The organism is Actinomadura violacea (assembly GCF_017573465.1).
Lineage (GTDB): Bacteria > Actinomycetota > Actinomycetes > Streptosporangiales > Streptosporangiaceae > Spirillospora > Spirillospora violacea.
Window position 1 is genome coordinate 73,557 of sequence record NZ_JAGEPF010000002.1, and the last position, 16,167, is coordinate 89,723.

At 70.9% G+C, this 16,167-nt stretch carries 18 protein-coding genes; 12 read left to right on the plus strand and 6 right to left on the minus strand.

What is annotated here, in order from left to right:
* Positions 1-12 precede the first annotated feature (12 nt).
* Positions 13-999, plus strand: coding sequence for an LLM class flavin-dependent oxidoreductase (locus tag J4709_RS02660; protein WP_208236478.1), 987 nt, complete (start codon positions 13-15; stop codon positions 997-999).
* 49 nt (positions 1,000-1,048) lie between these two features.
* Here J4709_RS02660 and J4709_RS02665 read toward each other — a convergent pair whose 3' ends face one another.
* Positions 1,049-1,435 carry an SCO5389 family protein gene (locus tag J4709_RS02665; RefSeq protein WP_208236480.1) on the minus strand — a complete coding sequence of 129 codons (387 nt, stop codon included), beginning with the start codon at positions 1,433-1,435 and terminating at the stop codon, positions 1,049-1,051.
* Positions 1,436-1,551: 116 nt separating this feature from the next.
* Complete coding sequence (locus J4709_RS02670) at positions 1,552-1,740, minus strand: hypothetical protein (RefSeq protein ID WP_208236482.1); 189 nt, start codon at positions 1,738-1,740, stop codon at positions 1,552-1,554.
* 168 nt (positions 1,741-1,908) lie between these two features.
* Here J4709_RS02670 and J4709_RS02675 point away from each other — a divergent pair, with 168 nt between their 5' ends.
* Positions 1,909-3,120 (plus strand): HEAT repeat domain-containing protein, encoded by a 1,212-nt coding sequence (locus tag J4709_RS02675; RefSeq protein WP_208236484.1) that lies wholly within the window; start codon positions 1,909-1,911, stop codon positions 3,118-3,120.
* Between the two features lie 40 nt (positions 3,121-3,160).
* Positions 3,161-3,841, plus strand: a complete 681-nt coding sequence (gene nucS, locus J4709_RS02680; protein ID WP_208236486.1) for an endonuclease NucS — start codon at positions 3,161-3,163, stop codon at positions 3,839-3,841.
* 24 nt (positions 3,842-3,865) lie between these two features.
* Here the strand turns inward: nucS and J4709_RS02685 are convergent, their stop codons facing one another.
* Positions 3,866-4,261: a Rid family hydrolase gene (locus J4709_RS02685; RefSeq protein WP_208236488.1), complete on the minus strand. Its 396-nt coding sequence runs from the start codon at positions 4,259-4,261 to the stop codon at positions 3,866-3,868.
* Positions 4,262-5,015: 754 nt separating this feature from the next.
* On the opposite strand from J4709_RS02685, the gene J4709_RS02690 reads away from it, so the two are divergent.
* Positions 5,016-6,287, plus strand: coding sequence for an HNH endonuclease signature motif containing protein (locus J4709_RS02690; RefSeq protein WP_208236490.1), 1,272 nt, complete (start codon positions 5,016-5,018; stop codon positions 6,285-6,287).
* A gap of 160 nt (positions 6,288-6,447) precedes the next feature.
* On the opposite strand, the gene J4709_RS02695 is transcribed toward J4709_RS02690, so the two are convergent.
* The gene (locus J4709_RS02695; protein WP_232382884.1) at positions 6,448-6,903 is read right to left on the minus strand and encodes a VOC family protein; all 456 of its coding nucleotides are present in this window, start codon (positions 6,901-6,903) and stop codon (positions 6,448-6,450) included.
* 635 nt (positions 6,904-7,538) lie between these two features.
* Here J4709_RS02695 and J4709_RS02700 point away from each other — a divergent pair.
* The 4 genes from J4709_RS02700 to J4709_RS02715 all read left to right on the plus strand — a co-directional run bounded on the left by J4709_RS02700 (position 7,539) and on the right by J4709_RS02715 (position 9,839).
* Positions 7,539-7,943: a DUF3224 domain-containing protein gene (locus J4709_RS02700; protein ID WP_232382885.1), complete on the plus strand. Its 405-nt coding sequence runs from the start codon at positions 7,539-7,541 to the stop codon at positions 7,941-7,943.
* Between the two features lie 66 nt (positions 7,944-8,009).
* Positions 8,010-8,357 (plus strand): hypothetical protein, encoded by a 348-nt coding sequence (locus tag J4709_RS02705; RefSeq protein WP_208236492.1) that lies wholly within the window; start codon positions 8,010-8,012, stop codon positions 8,355-8,357.
* 30 nt (positions 8,358-8,387) lie between these two features.
* On the plus strand, positions 8,388-8,972 hold the full coding sequence (locus tag J4709_RS02710) for a TetR/AcrR family transcriptional regulator (protein ID WP_173099030.1): 585 nt from the start codon (positions 8,388-8,390) through the stop codon (positions 8,970-8,972).
* Between the two features lie 81 nt (positions 8,973-9,053).
* Positions 9,054-9,839 (plus strand): site-2 protease family protein, encoded by a 786-nt coding sequence (locus J4709_RS02715; RefSeq protein WP_208236494.1) that lies wholly within the window; start codon positions 9,054-9,056, stop codon positions 9,837-9,839.
* Positions 9,840-9,841: 2 nt separating this feature from the next.
* Here the strand turns inward: J4709_RS02715 and J4709_RS02720 are convergent, their stop codons facing one another.
* Positions 9,842-10,501 carry a TetR/AcrR family transcriptional regulator gene (locus J4709_RS02720; RefSeq protein ID WP_307800893.1) on the minus strand — a complete coding sequence of 220 codons (660 nt, stop codon included), beginning with the start codon at positions 10,499-10,501 and terminating at the stop codon, positions 9,842-9,844.
* A 107-nt stretch (positions 10,502-10,608) separates the two neighbouring features.
* Here J4709_RS02720 and J4709_RS02725 point away from each other — a divergent pair, with 107 nt between their 5' ends.
* Positions 10,609-11,418: an NAD(P)H-binding protein gene (locus tag J4709_RS02725; RefSeq protein WP_208236498.1), complete on the plus strand. Its 810-nt coding sequence runs from the start codon at positions 10,609-10,611 to the stop codon at positions 11,416-11,418.
* 100 nt (positions 11,419-11,518) lie between these two features.
* Here the strand turns inward: J4709_RS02725 and J4709_RS02730 are convergent, their stop codons facing one another.
* Complete coding sequence (locus J4709_RS02730; RefSeq protein WP_208236500.1) at positions 11,519-12,067, minus strand: PadR family transcriptional regulator; 549 nt, start codon at positions 12,065-12,067, stop codon at positions 11,519-11,521.
* Between the two features lie 97 nt (positions 12,068-12,164).
* On the opposite strand from J4709_RS02730, the gene J4709_RS02735 reads away from it, so the two are divergent.
* From J4709_RS02735 to J4709_RS02745, 3 genes are all read left to right on the plus strand, one after another.
* Positions 12,165-12,752, plus strand: a complete 588-nt coding sequence (locus J4709_RS02735) for a hypothetical protein (protein WP_208236502.1) — start codon at positions 12,165-12,167, stop codon at positions 12,750-12,752.
* Positions 12,749-14,110: a carotenoid oxygenase family protein gene (locus J4709_RS02740; RefSeq protein ID WP_208236504.1), complete on the plus strand. Its 1,362-nt coding sequence runs from the start codon at positions 12,749-12,751 to the stop codon at positions 14,108-14,110. Before J4709_RS02735 ends, J4709_RS02740 begins: the two co-directional genes overlap by 4 nt.
* A gap of 102 nt (positions 14,111-14,212) precedes the next feature.
* Positions 14,213-15,712: an aldehyde dehydrogenase family protein gene (locus J4709_RS02745; protein ID WP_208236506.1), complete on the plus strand. Its 1,500-nt coding sequence runs from the start codon at positions 14,213-14,215 to the stop codon at positions 15,710-15,712.
* The last annotated feature ends 455 nt before the right edge of the window (positions 15,713-16,167 follow it).

The window sequence follows — 16,167 nt, forward strand, 5'->3', positions numbered from 1 at the left end:
TACGACCGGGACGTGCGCTTCGGAATCTTCCTGCTCGCCGCCCGCCACCCCGGTCAGGACGACGCCGCCGCCCTGGCCCGCACCGCCGAGGCCGCGGTCGCCGCGGAACGCGCCGGATTCGACGACGTGTGGCTGGCCGAGCACCATTTCATGTCCTACGGCGTCATCCCGTCCGCGACCCTGATGGCCGGCCACATTCTGGGCCTGACCAGCCGTATTCACGTCGGTACCGCGGTCAGCGTCCTTTCCTGCCGGCATCCCGTGGCGCTCGCGGAAGAGGCCGCGATGCTCTCGCTGGTCTCCGGCGGACGTTTCCGGCTGGGGGTCGGACGCGGCGGGCCGTGGCGCGATCTCGAGGTGTTCGGGACCGGGCTCCGCCGCTACGAGGAAGGGTTCACCGAATCCCTCGACCTGCTGCTCGCCTGGCTGCGCTCGGAACGGCTCGGATGGGACGGTGAGCATTTCTCGTTCCGCGAAGTCCCCGTCGTGCCGAGGGCGGCCGAGCCGCCGCCGGTCTCCGTCGCGTGCACCTCTCCCGCCACCGAGGCCGTCGCCGCGGAACGCGGGCTCCCGATGATTCTCGGAATGCACGTCGGCGACGAGGAGAAGGCCGCCGCCGTCGCCCGGCACGGCGACCCCGCGGCGCCGAACATCTCAGCGCACCTCGCGCAGGTCGCCGATACAAGGGACGAGGCCGTCCGGACGCTGCTCGCCGAGATGCCCCGCTGGCTCGGCCCCGGCCTGGACGGATACGTGCCCGTCGACGACCGGCCCCGCCCGTCCCGCGACCCCGTCGCCTACACCCGCCGCCTGTGCGACCTGCACCCCGTCGGCTCCCCCGACGACTGCGCCGCGGCCCTCGCCGCGACGGCCGAACGCACCGGGATCCGCCATTTCATCCTGCTGGTCGAGGCCGCCGGATCGCACCGCGCGACGCTGGAGAACATCGCCCGCCTCGGCGAACAGGTCCTCCCGAGAACGCGCACGGCACTGTCCTGACATGCCGGCGCGCCGCCCTTCGCGAAGGGCGGCGCGCCGGCGGGACAAATCAGCAGTCGCGCAGTTCCGGTGACTGGTTCAGGATCTGCTCGCGCGCCGTCACGAACGTGCGGTACGCGTCCGATTCACCGGACGGGAACACCGCGACGCGATGGCAGTTCTGGAACGCCAGCCTCACGCCGAAGTAGCGCTCCAGAGTCCCGCGCATCGCGTCGCTCGCGAGCACGCGCAGCAACTGGCCGCGCGCCCGCTCGTCCGGCGGCGGCGTCAGGTTGTCGGCGAACGTGCCGCCGTCCACCTGAAGCCGCGCCACCAGACCGCTGATCATTTCCCATGCGTACGGGAGGGACGTCCTGATGCATTCGACGAACTCCTTGTCGCCGACCTCGCCCTGCCGAGCCGTCTCCAGGAGTTCCGGGGTCACGTCGAGGGACATCGCGGGGGTCCTTTCGCAGCCGGATGACACCCACCACCCGCGACGCTAATCACGGCATCCCGACAATTCCAGGCTTGACAGCGCCCCTTACATGGGCCATATGGGCCACCGGGCCGTCAGCCCGCGGGCGCCGCTCCGCGCCGTCCGGACGGCCGCCGCACCGGGCGCGCGACCCGCTCCGACCGCTCGGCCCAGAACTCGCGCGCCCGCCGCGCCAGCGCCGCGTTCCGCGCCGCACGCGCCTCCGCGCGCCGCTCGCCGGCCCGCTCCTGCATGATCGACCGCATGATGTCGTGGTGGTACACGGCCCCTCCTCCGTCACGGGCCGCGGAAACGGCCCGACATCCAAAAGGTTCGTCCTAAGGCCCTCACCCCCACATCGGGATGACTCCCTATATCCGGCCTTAGCGGTGTCTTAGGCGCGCTCATCCAGGTCATAGGGATGTCGGACGCGGCTGGCACAATCCGGCGCCATGGACGAGACCCTGGCGGGGCTGGACGACATCGGCTGGGCCGGCCTCGGCCACGCCTACGGCTCGGCGGACGACGTGCCCGGCCTGCTGCGGACGCTCCGCGCACCGGGCCCCGAAGAGCGCCAGGACGCGCTGCACACGCTCTACGCGAGCATCTACCACCAGGGCAGCCGCTACGAGGCGTCCGGACCCGCGGTGCCGTTCCTGCTCGCCCTCGCCGCCGACCCGGCGACCCCCGACCGCGACGACCTGCTGTACCTGGCCGCGGGCATGGCGATCGGCTTCGACGAGTCGCACCTGCCGTCCGGCGTCGACATCGCCCGCTGGCGGCGTGAGGTGCACCGGCTGCGCGCCTCCGGCCCCGCCGAGGAGGAGCGCCGCATGGACGCCTGGGTCGCCGAGGCCGGCGACCCCCGGGAACGGCGCTCGCGGGAGATCCGGCGCAGGCACTACGACTTCACGGCGGCCCTCGTGGACGCCGAAGCCGAACTCGCCGCCTACGACGCCCTCCGGACGCGGCTCCCGCTCGTCCGCGACCTGCTCGCCGACGGCGACGCCCACGTCCGCGCCGCCGCCGCGTCCACGCTCGGCTGGTTCCCCGAAGAGGCCGTCGCGTCGCTCCCCGCCCTGCGTGCGCTGCTCGGCACCGAGACGGATCCGGCCGTCACCGCCAACGCCCTCGTCTCCGCCGGCCTCCTCGACGGCCGCGACCTGATCCCCCGGCTCCGCGGGCACCTCGCCGGCGACGAGCCGCTCCCCCGCTGGGCCGCCGCCATCGCACTCCTCCGCCTGGACGCCGCCGACCCGGCCGTCACCGCCGAACTCGCCGCCGCGTGCGTCTCCCCGCCCGGGGCGCCCGGCGTGCCCGTCGCGTTCATGGACGGCGACCTGCGCCGCTACTCGGCCGCCGCCATCGCCGGGATGGACGAACCGCCCGCCGAGGCCGCCGCCGCCGTCCTCGACGGGCTGTCCCGCACGTCCGGCGACGCGTCCTCCCCCATGGCCGCGCTCGCGCTGGCACTCGCCCTCGGCGCCCCGTCCGCTCCCCTGCCGCCTTACGCCGCCCTCACGCCCGTCCAGCAGCGGACCGTCCGCGTCATCGCCGAACTCCCGCACGACAGCTGGCAGTGGGGCAACCTCCTGGAGATCCTCGGCGACTGGGGCCTGCCCGCCGACCGCGACAAGTGCCGCGCGTACGCGGGTCTCGCATGACGGCCACGCCACGCCCTCACCGGAACTAAGGTTGGGCAACGTGCGTCTCGTTATCGCCCGCTGCAGCGTCGACTACGCCGGCAAGCTCACCGCCCACCTGCCCATGGCCCCCAGGCTCGTCCTGATCAAGGCCGACGGGAGCGTGAGCATCCATGCCGACGATCGCGCCTACAAGCCGCTGAACTGGATGAACCCGCCCTGCTCCCTGCGGGAGGAGCCGTACGAGGAGAACGGCGCGATCGCCCGCTGGACGGTCACGCACGGCAAGTCGGGCGAGCGGCTGATCCTCACCATCGAGGAGATCCTGCACGACACCAGCCACGAGCTCGGGCTGGACCCGGGCCTGCAGAAGGACGGCGTCGAGGCGCACCTGCAGGAACTGCTCGCCGAGCACATCACCACGCTCGGCGACGGCTGGTCGCTGATCCGCCGCGAGTACCCGACCGCGATCGGCCCCGTCGACATCCTCTGCCGCGACTCCGACAGCGCGACCGTCGCCGTCGAGATCAAGCGGCGCGGTGAGATCGACGGCGTCGAGCAGCTCACGCGGTACCTGGAGCTGCTGAACCGCGACCCGCACTTGGCGCCGGTGCGCGGGATCTTCGCCGCGCAGGAGATCAAGCCGCAGGCCCGCGTCCTCGCCGTCGACCGCGGCATCAACTGCGTCACCCTCGACTACGACGCCCTCCGCGGCATCGAACACGAAGGCACCCTGTTCTGATAGTCCGGCGCCGTCGGCCGCGCGCTACTGCGCGGCGACGGCCTCGATCTCCAGGAGCATCGCCGGGTCGGACAGGGCGTCGACGCCGGCGAGAAGGCTGGCCGGGCGGCAGTCCCCGGCGGCGAGTTCGGCGGTGACGGCGTCGTAGTTCGCGGTCAGCGCGGGCAGGTCCACGGTGAACAACCGGATCTGGACGACGTCGGCGAGCGCGAACCCGGCCTTGCCGAGCGTCTCCCGCAGCCGCCGGAACGACAGCGCCACCTGCCCCCGGATGTCACCGGTATGGGCGATGGCCCCGTCCTCGCCGCGCGCCTCATGCCCGGCAACGAAAAGCCACCGTTCAGGCCGCTCGATCAACACGGCCCGCTCGTACCCGAGCCGGTCACCGAACATGCGCGGATCTATATCGACGCGGTTCATATCTCGCTCCCTGGGTTCCGTTCCTGCCGCCTCGTTCCTGGCTGCCGTTACCCTTCCCCGCCTCGCGAGGAGAATTCTCAGGCCGATGCTGGGTGCGGTGAGGGCTGAGAGCTTGGATATTTTTAAATGGGCGAGGGTGTTTTGGTGTTCGCCGAGAAGGCCGTTCGGGGGTTCTTGGGGGGACGCTTCGGAGAGTGGTGAGGGGGTGTTCTGATGGAGGGCCTAGATGGCGTTCGGGGCTTCGCTGTTCCGGGCTTCGGTATTCGGTGTTCGGGGCTTCGCTGTTCCGGACTTCGCTGTTCCGGGCTTCGGTATTCGGTGTTCGGGGCTTCGCTGTTCCGGACTTCGCTGTTCCGGGCTTCGGTATTCGGTGTTCGGGGCTTCGGTGTTCGTGCCATGGCGTTAACGGCGAGATGGTGTTCGGGTGGTGGGGTGGCGCTGGCGTACGGGGCCGCCCCTCCAAAGTCAAGGGCGCCTTCGGCGTCGCTACGCGATGGACTTCGTCCACCCTTGACTTTGGAGCCTCTGCGGCCCCTGAGGCAGCGTTAGGGGCAGGCTCCGCCTGCCCCACCCCGGGTCGCGCCACCCCACCACCCCCTTCCGTAAGGAACAAAGGGAGCCGCCAGTCAAGGGACAAAATAGATAAACAGCCGGAGGCGGGCAAATCGCCGAGGCGGAGTCGGTTCGGAAACCCAACCCAGAAAAATGCCCGCTCACAGGTTCGATTGCTGGTCACGCATGGTATTCTTTACGTATGCAATCAGTGACGGTCGAGTTGGGAGCCGCGTCCACCATGGAACTGGTGAACGCGCTCTCAACCATCGCCACTGAACTCGCCACCCGACAAGCCCCCGAATCAGCAGCCGCCTGCCTCGAACTCACCGAAACACTTGCCACGGCCACCGATATGCAGGAAAGCGCCATGGCATCGTTCATCGGCCGAGTGGACGTGGCAGGGGAACAGCAGCGGTGGGGATACCCCTCCACCCGCGCATGGCTGCGCTCCAAGCTCGGCATGCGAGAGAGCCGCGCCAAGGAGCGCTTGACCCTCGCGCGCCAGCGGCACCGGATCCCGCAGGTCGCCAAGCGCCTGGCGGCCGGAGACCTGTCCTACGGCTACGCCACCACGATTGCCGACTCGGTCGCGCGCCTGGACGACATCGACTGCGCCCAGGCCGAGGCCACACTCCTGGAGATGGCCGATCAGGGCTTCTCGGCCGGGAAGGTCGCCTCGTTCGGGCAGCGCATCCGCGACGTCATCGCCGAACGCGACGGCACCGAGGACGCGCCCGACGCAGACACCAAGCACGGCTACGACAAGTCGTGGATCACCACCACCCGTTCCCTGGACGGCGGCCGCTACATCAAGGGGTGGCTGAACCCCGAGGACGCCGCGATCTGGGACGGCACCCTCGCGCCCCTGGCCAAGCCGGCCGGGCCCGACGACCGCCGGGACGTGAGCGAACGCACCGCCGCCGCACTGTCCAGCGTCCTGTCCGGCGGACACAAGGCCACCAAGGTCACCGTCATCTGCGACCTGGAGACCCTCACCGGCGGCAACGCCCCCGCCCGCCTCACCGACGGGACACCGATCCCCGCCGCCCAAGCCCGCCGCATCGCGCTGGCCGCCGGAGTGTCACCCCTCCTGCTGGGACGAGGCAACACCCCGCTCTACCTCGGCTACCGCGAACGGTTCGCCAGCGCCGCCCAACGCCAAGTCCTGGAAACGCTGTACCCCACCTGCGCAGTGCGGGAATGCGAGACCCCCGGGACACTGTGCGAAGTGGATCATGTCGGCGGATGGGCACTCGGTAGGTCACCGACCGACATCGATCAACTCGCGCTCACCTGCGGATGGCACAACCGGTTCAAACACACCAGCCCCGACCAGATCCACATCACCAAAGATCAAGACGGGCGCTACGTCTACCGATTGCTACCGCCACCGGATGCGCATCGACGAACCGGGGGCGGGCCGCCCGACGGAACCGGGCCACCCGACACCACCCTCACCTGGGCTGCGTAACCCCCGCCACTCACATGGACATCCGGTCGCCCGGCAGCAACACCGCCGGGCGGTCGGCATGCCCTCACATCACCAGGCCCGCACTCTGCCGCCATCCGCAGTAGCCCACACCCGGAAAGCAGTGGTGGCGCGCACCTCAGGAAGGCCGTGCCTGCGGAGCTCAAGCCACGCAGAACTCATTGCCTTCCGGGTCACAGAGGAGGACGCCGAAGTGGTCCTCACCAGGCTCGTCGAGGATGCGCAGCGTTGTAGCGCCAGCGCTGGTCAGCCGCTCCACCATGGCATTGACCCGTTGGACACGAACGGCCAGTGCGACGCCCCGTCCACCGCTCACCTTCAAATCAAGGTGAAGCCGGTTCTTGACGACCTTTGGTTCGGGCACGCGTTGGAACCACACTCGAGGGCCTCGACCTGCCGGATCAATGATTGATTCGGGCGTCATGCCGGCTCCAGCGGGCAGCTCTGCCTCGGGCACTCCCATCGCCGTCCAATAATCCCGCCAGTTGATGTGTCCGTCGGGTGGCGGCTCGGGCACGTACCCCAGGGCCTCGCACCAGAAGTCCACCAATCTCTGCGGGTCGGCGCAATCGATGGTCAGTTGCATGGTGACGTCCATGCCACACAACATCCCAGGCGGGTCTGACAAGAACTCATGCTCTCCGATCGGGCCCTGTCATCCCTTACGGAAGGGGGTGGTGGGGTGGCGCGACCTGGGGCGGGGCAGGCGGAGCCTGCCCCTAACGCTGCCTCAGGGGCCGCAGAGGCTCCAAAGTCAAGGGTGGACGAAGTCCATCGCGCAGCGACGCCGAAGGCGCCCTTGACTTTGGAGGGGCGGCCCCGTAGGCCAGCGCCACCCCACCACCCGAACACCATCTCGCCCCAAGACCCGAACACCCGACGCCCCCGCCCCCGAACCCCCCTCGACGAGCCAGGCGGGTCGGTGCCCGGCGGTCAACGCCGACCCACCGTCCCGCCGGCCCACCACCCCGCCGACCCGCCGACCCACCGGACGCGTGGCATCAGCGAGTCGCCCGCTCCGCGTACACCGCGGAACAAGACGACGTGATCAATGGCTACGACGCCGTCCGCACCACAACGTTCCAGCCGCAAGACGCGACTCCGCCGAAGAGTTGGCCGCCGAGAACATCGTCGGCTCCCCCTAAGTCCCACCCACACCTCACCATGCACGTCGTGGCGACTTTTGTTGCGTGGTCTCGCGGGGTGTCGGAGGTGGCGGGCATCATGGCGGGCATGACCTTCCAAGCGAGCGGCGCCTTCGACATCGACGCGTGGGAAGCCGAGAAGCCGTACGACGAGCAGGGCGGCAACAAGCTGAGCCGGGTGCACGTGGGCAAGACGTTCCACGGCGATCTGGTGGGGACGAGCACCACCGAGCTGATCACGGTGGAGTCGGCCGCCGGGCCGGTGGCGTACGTGGGAATCGAGCACGTGCAGGGCATCCTGCACGGCCGGGAGGGGACGTTCGTCCTGCAGCACAGCGCGGGCACCGAGGACGGCACGCCCGGCACGCAGTGGCTGCGCTGGCTGATCGTGCCGACGTCCGGGACCGGGGAGCTGGCGGGGATCCGCGGGACCGGGCAGATCACCGTCACCGACGGCGGGCACACCTGGACGCTGGAGTACACGCTCGACTGACCCGCGCCGGCGGGCGGCGCGCGCGTGTGTAAGTGCGGTGTAATCCGTTCGCCTTAGTCTCCATCGATGATGTCCAGGAGGCTTCGCGTGGTCGCGGCGGCGGGAGTCTGCCTCGCGGTCGCGGTGGGATGCGGTGGCGGGGGCCATGACGGCCTCGTCGCGGCGTTGAAGGACGGACCGCTGCACGGGTACGGCAGGTCGGACAAGCAGCTGGACTGCTATGCCTCGGCGCTGACGGAGTACGGCGACAAGTCCGACGTCAAGGCGTTCGTCGACGGCGGCGGCAAGGACGCGGCAGCCTACCGGCGCATCCGGATCAAGGACCGGGAGGCGTTTGTGAAGAAGGCGGACGCCTGCCTGGATCTGCACCAGTTCGCGAACCCCTATCCGACGGCGGCGTTCGGCGGCGGGTAGCGGGGGCGCGGCTGCCGGTAATCTTTCGCCATGCCCCCGGTCAGTACCGACGCGACGCGCGAGCGGATCATCGACGCCGCCGAGGCGTGCTTCTCCCGGTTCGGCGTGGCGAAGACCACGGTGGAGGACATCGCGGCGGCGGCGAAGCTGTCGCGGGCGACGGTGTACCGGGCGGTCAGCGGCGGGCGGGACGAGCTGATCCTCGCGGTGGTGGTGCGCGACCTGCACCGCTTCCTGGACCGGCTCGCGGTGCGGCTGCGCAGCGAGCGGTCGGTGCCGGAGGCGATCGTCGAGGGCACGATGGACGCGGTCGAGTACGTCCGCAACGAGCCGGCGATCGCGCATTTCCTGGTGCCGGAGGCGGCGGGGCACATGCAGGCGGCGGTGGCGGGTGCGGCGGAGCACGTCCTCGCGCTGTGCTGCGACTACGTGCGGCCCTACTTCGAGCAGGCGCAGCGGCAGCGGACGCTGCGCGCCGACATCGAGGTCGAGGGGACGGTGGAGTTCCTGTTCCGGATCATCACGTCGCTGATCGTGATGGACCGGCAGCGCGAGCCCGACGAGCTGCGCCGCTTCCTGCGCACGTACGTGGTGCCGGGGATAGCCGGGCGCTGATCCGGCGCGGGGGCGTACCCGCACCTACGAGGCGGTAGCTTTCAAGGAATCGGACGGGCGGGACCGGAAGGGGTCGGGGCGATGGTTGCGGACTTCACGAAACGGGGCCGGTCGGCGGTGCAGCCGAGCCCGGTGTTCCTCGTGATCGTGGCGGCGACCGTCATCTGCGGCCTCCTCGCCTGGCGGTACGGCGACAACCCGGCCAAGGGGGCGCGGGTCGCGCTGTTCGGGTTCGTCATCGCGGCATGGGTGCTGTCCCTGTGCGTGCACGAGTTCGGGCACGCCTACATCGCCTACCGGTCCGGGGACCGGAGCGTGGCGGCGAAGGGGTACCTGACGCTGAACCCGCTGAAGTACTCCGACATGCTGCTGAGCTTCCTGATCCCGGTGGTGTTCATCCTGCTCGGCGGGATCGGCCTGCCGGGCGGGGCGGTGTGGATCGAGCGGCACCGCATTCCGGGGCGGCTGCGGCACAGCCTGGTGTCGGCGGCGGGGCCGCTGTCCAACGCCATCTTCGCGATCATGCTGGCGGTGATCTACAAGAACTTCGCGGCGCAGGGCCACGCGGTGTTCTGGCTGGGGCTGGCGTTCCTGGCGTTCCTGCAGGTCACAGCCGCTCTGCTGAACCTGCTGCCGATTCCGGGGCTGGACGGGTTCGGCATCGTCGAGCCGTACCTGCCGCGCCGCTTCGTCGACCAGGTCAGCGGGTACGGCGGCTACATCTTCCTGGTGCTGATCGCGCTGCTGTGGATCGAGCCGATCAACCGCGGCTTCTTCCACCTGATCTACCACATCACGGACGCCCTGGGGATCGGCACCATCTCGATCGAGGTGGGCCACTCGCTCTTCATGTTCTGGCAGAGCTGAGGCTATTTCCCGTCGCCGTCCGCGGCGCGCCCTGCGTCATCCGCGGACCGGCCGTCGCCGGCGAGGTGGCGGACGATGCGGCGGAGCTGTTCGGCGTAGTGCTCCTGGAACTCGGGTGAGTCGGGGCTGATGCCGAAGACGCGGCGGACCGCGAGCGGCAGCACGACGGGCGCGGAGACCATGGCCATCATCACGAGCATGACGGCGGCGGGGTCCAGGTCGCCGGCGAGTTCGCCGTCGGCCTGGCGCCGCACCAGCTCGGACAGGTCCTCGCGCTCGATGGGCGGTTCGCCGTCGAAGGTGCCGGTGAGGCCGCGCAGGGCGTTGAGGCGGGTGCCGCGCGGGTCGTCGAGGGCGTGCCGCAGATAGCGGACGAGCACCTCGTCGAGCCCGATGCCGGGGTCGTTGAAGCCGGCCTCGGTCTCGCGCCAGCGGCAGGTGATCTCCCGGTAGAGGCCCCCCTTGCCGCCGAAGTAGTAGTTGATCAGCTGTTTGTTCACGCCGGCGCGGTCGGCGATGTCCTGCACCCGGGCGCCCGCGTAGCCCTTGGCGGCGAACTCCTCCAGGGCGGCGTCGAGCAGCAGCCGCCGCGACCGCTCGGCGTCCAGCTTGCGTTCGCCCGGCGCGGGGGCGCGCCGCGGCCGCCTGGTCTCCTCCGTCACGCCGTTCATGGTACCGCCCGGCTGACGCCGTCATACATCCGGCTGGTTGACGTCTTCATCCATTTGGTTGAAGATGGCCGGAGCACTCACACGGAAGAAGTCGAACGATGATCCTTGTCACCGGTGCCACCGGTAACGTCGGCCGCCACGTGGTCGGCGAGCTGCTCTGCGCGGACGTGAAGGTCCGCGCGCTGACCCGCGACCCCGCGACCGCGCGGCTGCCCCGCGAGGCCGAGGTCGCCCGCACCGACGAGATGCCGCTGGACGGCGTCACGTCGCTGTTCCTCAACCCCGCCGTGTTCTGGGGCGGGCTCGGCGACCTGCTGGAGCGCGCCCGCGACGGCGGCGTCCGGCGCGTCGTCATGCTGTCGTCGGCCGCCGCGCTGGACGACGATCCGGCCAACGCGATCGGCGCCCACCATCTGGAGATCGAGCGCGCGATCGAGGCGACCGGCCTGGAGTGGACGTTCGTGCGCCCGGGCGAGTTCGCGACCAACTCGCTGGCCTGGGCGGAGACGATCCGCGCGGGCGAGCCGGTGCGCGGCCCGTACGCGCGGGCGCGCAGCGCGCCGATCCATGAGCGCGACATCGCCGCCGTCGCCGCGCGCGCCCTGCTGTCGGACGAGCTGGTGGGCGCGAAGCCGGTGCTCAGCGGCCCGGAGGCGCTCACCCACCCGGAGATGGTCGAGATCATCGGCGCGGCCGCCGGGGTCCCGGCCCGGTTCGAGGAGATCACCCCGGAGTCGGCGCGGTCGGAGATGCTCTCCCGCCCCTACATGCGCGAGGGGATCGTGGACGCGCTGCTGAAGGTGCGCGCCGACGCGGTGGACCGCGAGGTCGAGATCTCTCCGGAGGTCGAGCGCATCACGGGCCGGCCGGCCCGGACGTTCGCCGAGTGGGCCGCGGACCACTTCTGACGGCCGCGACGCGGCGCGTCACCGCCCGCCGGTGGGCGGGACATGGTACAGCCGGGCAGGCCCCCGCCTGCCCGGCCGTATGCGTGTCGGCCCCCGGCCGTCAGGCCTCGGACGCGGTTCCGGGGCGGCGCTCCTCGTACTGCTTGCGCGCCCAGACGAACCAGTCGCGGCGCATGGCCATGAAGCGCTTGCCGTACTCCATGGTCAGCCGCCCGTTCCCGGTGAGCCCGCCCTCCTCCTCCCATGGGACGATCTCCTCGAGCCGGGCGAGGTCGTCGAGCCGGCCGGAGAGGGCGTCGATCATCCGGTCCATGTAGCCGAGGGCATCCTCGGGGGCGACCTGGTCGAGGAAGAAGACCCGCAGCAGCACCTCGTCGCGGCGGTGCGGTTTCGGGTCGGTCTCCACCATCCAGTGGCGCAGTTCCGCGCGTCCCGCCGGGGTGATCGAGTACTCCTTGCGGCCGCGCGGACCCTCGGCGGACACCTCGATCAGCCCGCCCTCGGTGAGCTTGCCGAGCTCGCCGTAGAGCTGGCTCTGGGTCGCCTGCCAGACGGTCCCCAGCGAGATCTCGAACACCTTCATCAGGTCGTATCCGCTGGCCCCGTCCATCTCGGCGATCAGGCCCAGCAGCGCGTGTCGCAGGCTCATACCTCGAACCATACACGTCAGGGTTGACATGTCGATACTGACACGTCTAGCTTTTGACCTGTCGAACTTGGAATGTCGCTCCCGAAAGGCTCGCGCCATGCTGCTCTACTACCTCCGGACCTTCCTCCCGTGGCTCCTGCTCGCCGTCGTGAGCGGCTGGAACGACCAGGCCGGCGCGGCGGCCGGCCTCGCGGCGGCGGTCGTCCTGCTCGCCCTGGACCTGCGCAAGGGCAGCCGGCTCGACGCGCTGATCCTCGAGGCGTCCGCCCTCGTCTTCATGGCGCTGCTGACCGCGCTCGCCTTCGCCGACCCGCACTCGGTCCTGATGAACTACGGCGCGTCCATGGCGATCGGCTGGCTGGCCCTCACCGCGTGGGGCACCGTCCTCGCCGGACGGCCCTTCACCGAGGGCGTCGGGCGCCGCAACGTCACCGACGAGATCGCGGCGACGGACCTGTTCAAGAGCATCACCACCGTCATCGCCGTCGTCTGGGCGATCAGCTTCACCGTCATCGCGGTCGTCCTCGCCTTCGTGCAGCACGCCGCGCCGGACAACACCGCGCTGCTCGTCGCCGCCAAGGTCGCCGGGTTCGCCGTCCCGATCGTCTTCACCGCCCGCTACCCCGAGATCGCGCAGAAGCGGTACTTCGCCCGGCACGGCATCGACCGCGAGGCCGTCCGATGAGCGTCGAGGCGACGGACCGGCCCGGGCAGGAACGCGCCACCTGGCTGGAGGGGCACCTCGCCCCCATTGAGGACGAAGTCGACGCCACCTGCCTGAAGATCACCGGCGCGCTCCCGCCCGAGCTGACCGGACGGTACTTCCGCAACGGCCCGAACCCGCTGCCCGGGAGGCCGAGCGGGCACTGGTTCACCGGCCCCGGGATGATCCACGGGGTGCGGCTGCGGGACGGCCGCGCCGAGTGGTACCGCAACCGGTGGGTGCGGACCAGGTCGTTCACCGATCCGGATGCCCGGTACGCCGCCGCCGACGGCACGCTCGACCTCACCGCCGTCGCCGCCAACACCCACGTCGTCCCGCACGGCGACAGGATCCTCGCGCTGGTCGAGAACGGCCTCCCCTACGAGGTGACGCCCGAGCTCGGCACGGCCGGGCCGTGCGACTTCGGCGGGACGCTCACCACCGCGATGACCGCGCACCCCAAGCAGGACCCGGTCACCGGCGACCTGCTGTTCTTCGGCTACGGGGTGCTCCCGCCGTACCTGACCTACCACCGGCTGCCCGCCGGCGGGTCGCGGATCGTGGAGAGCGCCGAGATCGCGGTCCCGGGCCCGACGATGATGCACGACTTCGCGATCACCGAGAACCACGTGGTCTGGCTCGACCTGCCCGTCGTGTTCGACCTGGAGACGGCGCTCGGCGGGGCGGGCATGCCGTTCCGCTGGGACGAGTCCTACGGCGCCCGGCTCGGTGTGATGCGGCGGGACGCGGCGGGCGACGTCCGCTGGTTCGACATCGACCCCTGCTACGTCTTCCACGTCGGCAACGCCCACGAGGACGCCGCCGGCCGGATCGTCCTGGACGGCGTCCGCTACCGGTCCGCGGAGTTCGCCGGCCTGTGGACGCGGATCGGCGGCGCGGCGAGCCCGTCGCACGCCGCCGCACAGTCCGGGACGTCGTCCCTGTACCGCTGGACGCTCGACCCCGCGTCCGGGCGGGTCTCCGAGGAGAGCCTCGACGACCGCAACGTGGAGTTCCCCACCCACGACGATGCCCGGACCGGCCGGGAGCACCGTTTCCTCTACACGGTGGCCGGGAACGCCGTCGTGAAGTACGACCTGCGCGACGGTTCGTCCTCGGTCCGGGAGTTCGAGGAGGGGGCGTCCGTGGGCGAGGCGGTCTTCGTCCCCGCCGAGGGGGCGCGCGGGGAGGACGAGGGATGGCTGCTGTCGATCGTCTCCGGCTCCTCGGGCGCGGAGCTCGCCGTCCTGGACGCGGCGGACCTGTCGCGGACGGCGGGCGTGCGGCTGCCCCGGCGGGTGCCGGCGGGCTTCCACGGCAGCTGGATCCCCGACGCCTGACCGGTGCCCGGAGGGGAGCAGACACCCGGCCGCCTAGAGTGATTTACTAGCGAGTACACAATGCAAGTAACCACTTACCAGGCTCCTCCCGGGAGGTTCCGCATGTCCGTGGCCACGGAGAGCACCGAGACCTTCGCGTCCCTGAACCCGGCCACCGGCGAGGTCGTCGCCGAGCACCCCGTGCACGGCGCCGACGCCGTCGCGCAGGCGCTCGGCCGGGCCCGCGAGGCGGCCGGCTGGTGGCGCGCCCTCGGCTGGAAGGAGCGCCGCCTCCGGCTGCTGAACGTCAAGGGCGCGCTCACCCGCAACCTCAACCGGATGGCCGAGCTCATCCACCAGGAGACCGGCAAGCCGGTGCAGGACGCCCAGCTGGAGACGATCATGGCGATCTCCCACCTGGACTGGGCGGCCCGCAACGCGCGCAAGATCCTCGGCCCGCGCACCGTCTACCCCGGCCTGATGGCCATCAACCAGCGCTGCGAGCTGGAGTACCAGCCGCTCGGCGTCGTCGGCGTCATCGGCCCCTGGAACTACCCGATCTTCACCCCGATGGGCTCGATCGCCTACGCGCTCGCCGCCGGCAACGCCGTGGTGTTCAAGCCGTCGGAGTTCACCCCCGGCGTCGGGCTGCTGCTCGCCGAACTGGTCGAGGGCGTGATCCCCGAGCACCCGGTGCTGCAGGTCGTCACCGGCCTCGGCCCCACCGGCGCCGCGCTCGCCTCGTCCCCGGACGTCGACAAGATCGCCTTCACCGGCTCCGGCCGCACCGCCAAGCGCGTGATGGCCGCCTGCGCCGAGAACCTCACCCCGATCGTCGCCGAGTGCGGCGGCAAGGACGCCTGCATCGTCGACTCCGACGCCGACCTGGACGCCGCCGCCGACGCCGCGCTGTGGGGCGCGATGTCCAACGCCGGCCAGACCTGCATCGGCGTCGAGCGGATCTACGTGCTCGACGACGTCTACGACCGCTTCCTCGGCAAGATCACCGAGCGGGCGAAGGAGCTGCGGCCCGGCTTCGACCGCGAGGCCGCCTACGGCCCGATCACCATGCCCGGCCAGCTCGACATCATCGAACGGCACATCAAGGACGCCCTCGACAAGGGCGGCAAGGCCGTCGTCGGCGGCGCCGAGTCCGTCCGCAAGCCCTACGTCGAGCCGGTCGTGCTCACCGACGTGCCGGACGACTCGTCCGCCGTCTGCGAGGAGACGTTCGGCCCGACGATCACCGTCCACCGCGTCAAGGACCTGGACGAGGCGGTCGAGAAGGCCAACCGCACCAGCTACGGCCTCGCCGGGACGATCTTCTCCGGCAGCCGGACCCGCGCGATGGAGGCCGCCCGAGCGATGCGCTCGGGCATGACGTCCATCAACGCGTTCGCCGCGTTCGCGCAGGTCGCGGCGCTGCCGTTCGGCGGCGTCGGCGAGTCGGGCTTCGGCCGCATCCACGGCGCGGACGGCCTGCGCGAGTTCGCCCGCCCGAAGGCCATCACCCGCCAGCGGTTCGCCACCATGAACCTCACCTCGTTCGGCCGCACCGAGAAGGAGATGGCGCGCGTCCTCGGCCTCATCAACATGATCCACGGCCGCCGCTACAAGCGCTAAGAACGGCGGTGCCCGCAACGCGAGGGCGCCGCGCGAGTGCGGCGCCCGCCCCGCGCGGGCGCCGCACACAGAACAACCCGCCCGCCCCGCGCGGGCGGGTTGGTGGTTTTGACGCCGGCCGCCCGGCGGCCTCATCGGCCCTTCGTCCGCGCCGTTTCCTGAGCCCGGACCGGCCCCGCCTAAGGCGTCCCGCGCCTGCCGGACCGCCCCCTAAGGCGGCTGAGCCCTAGGCGCCGCGATCTAAGGCGTCCTAAGGCCTGCGAATAGGGCGTCGTCCCGATGTAGGACCCGGGGCCTTAGGACGAACCTTGTACATGTCGGGCCAAGAGGGCCCGGCGGAGACAAGGAGCAGGACATGTACAGCACGGACATCAGCCGGGTCATCATCGCCGACCGCGTACGCGACCGCCAGAACGAGGCCCGCAACGCGCGCCGCGCCCGCCTCGCCAAGGCGC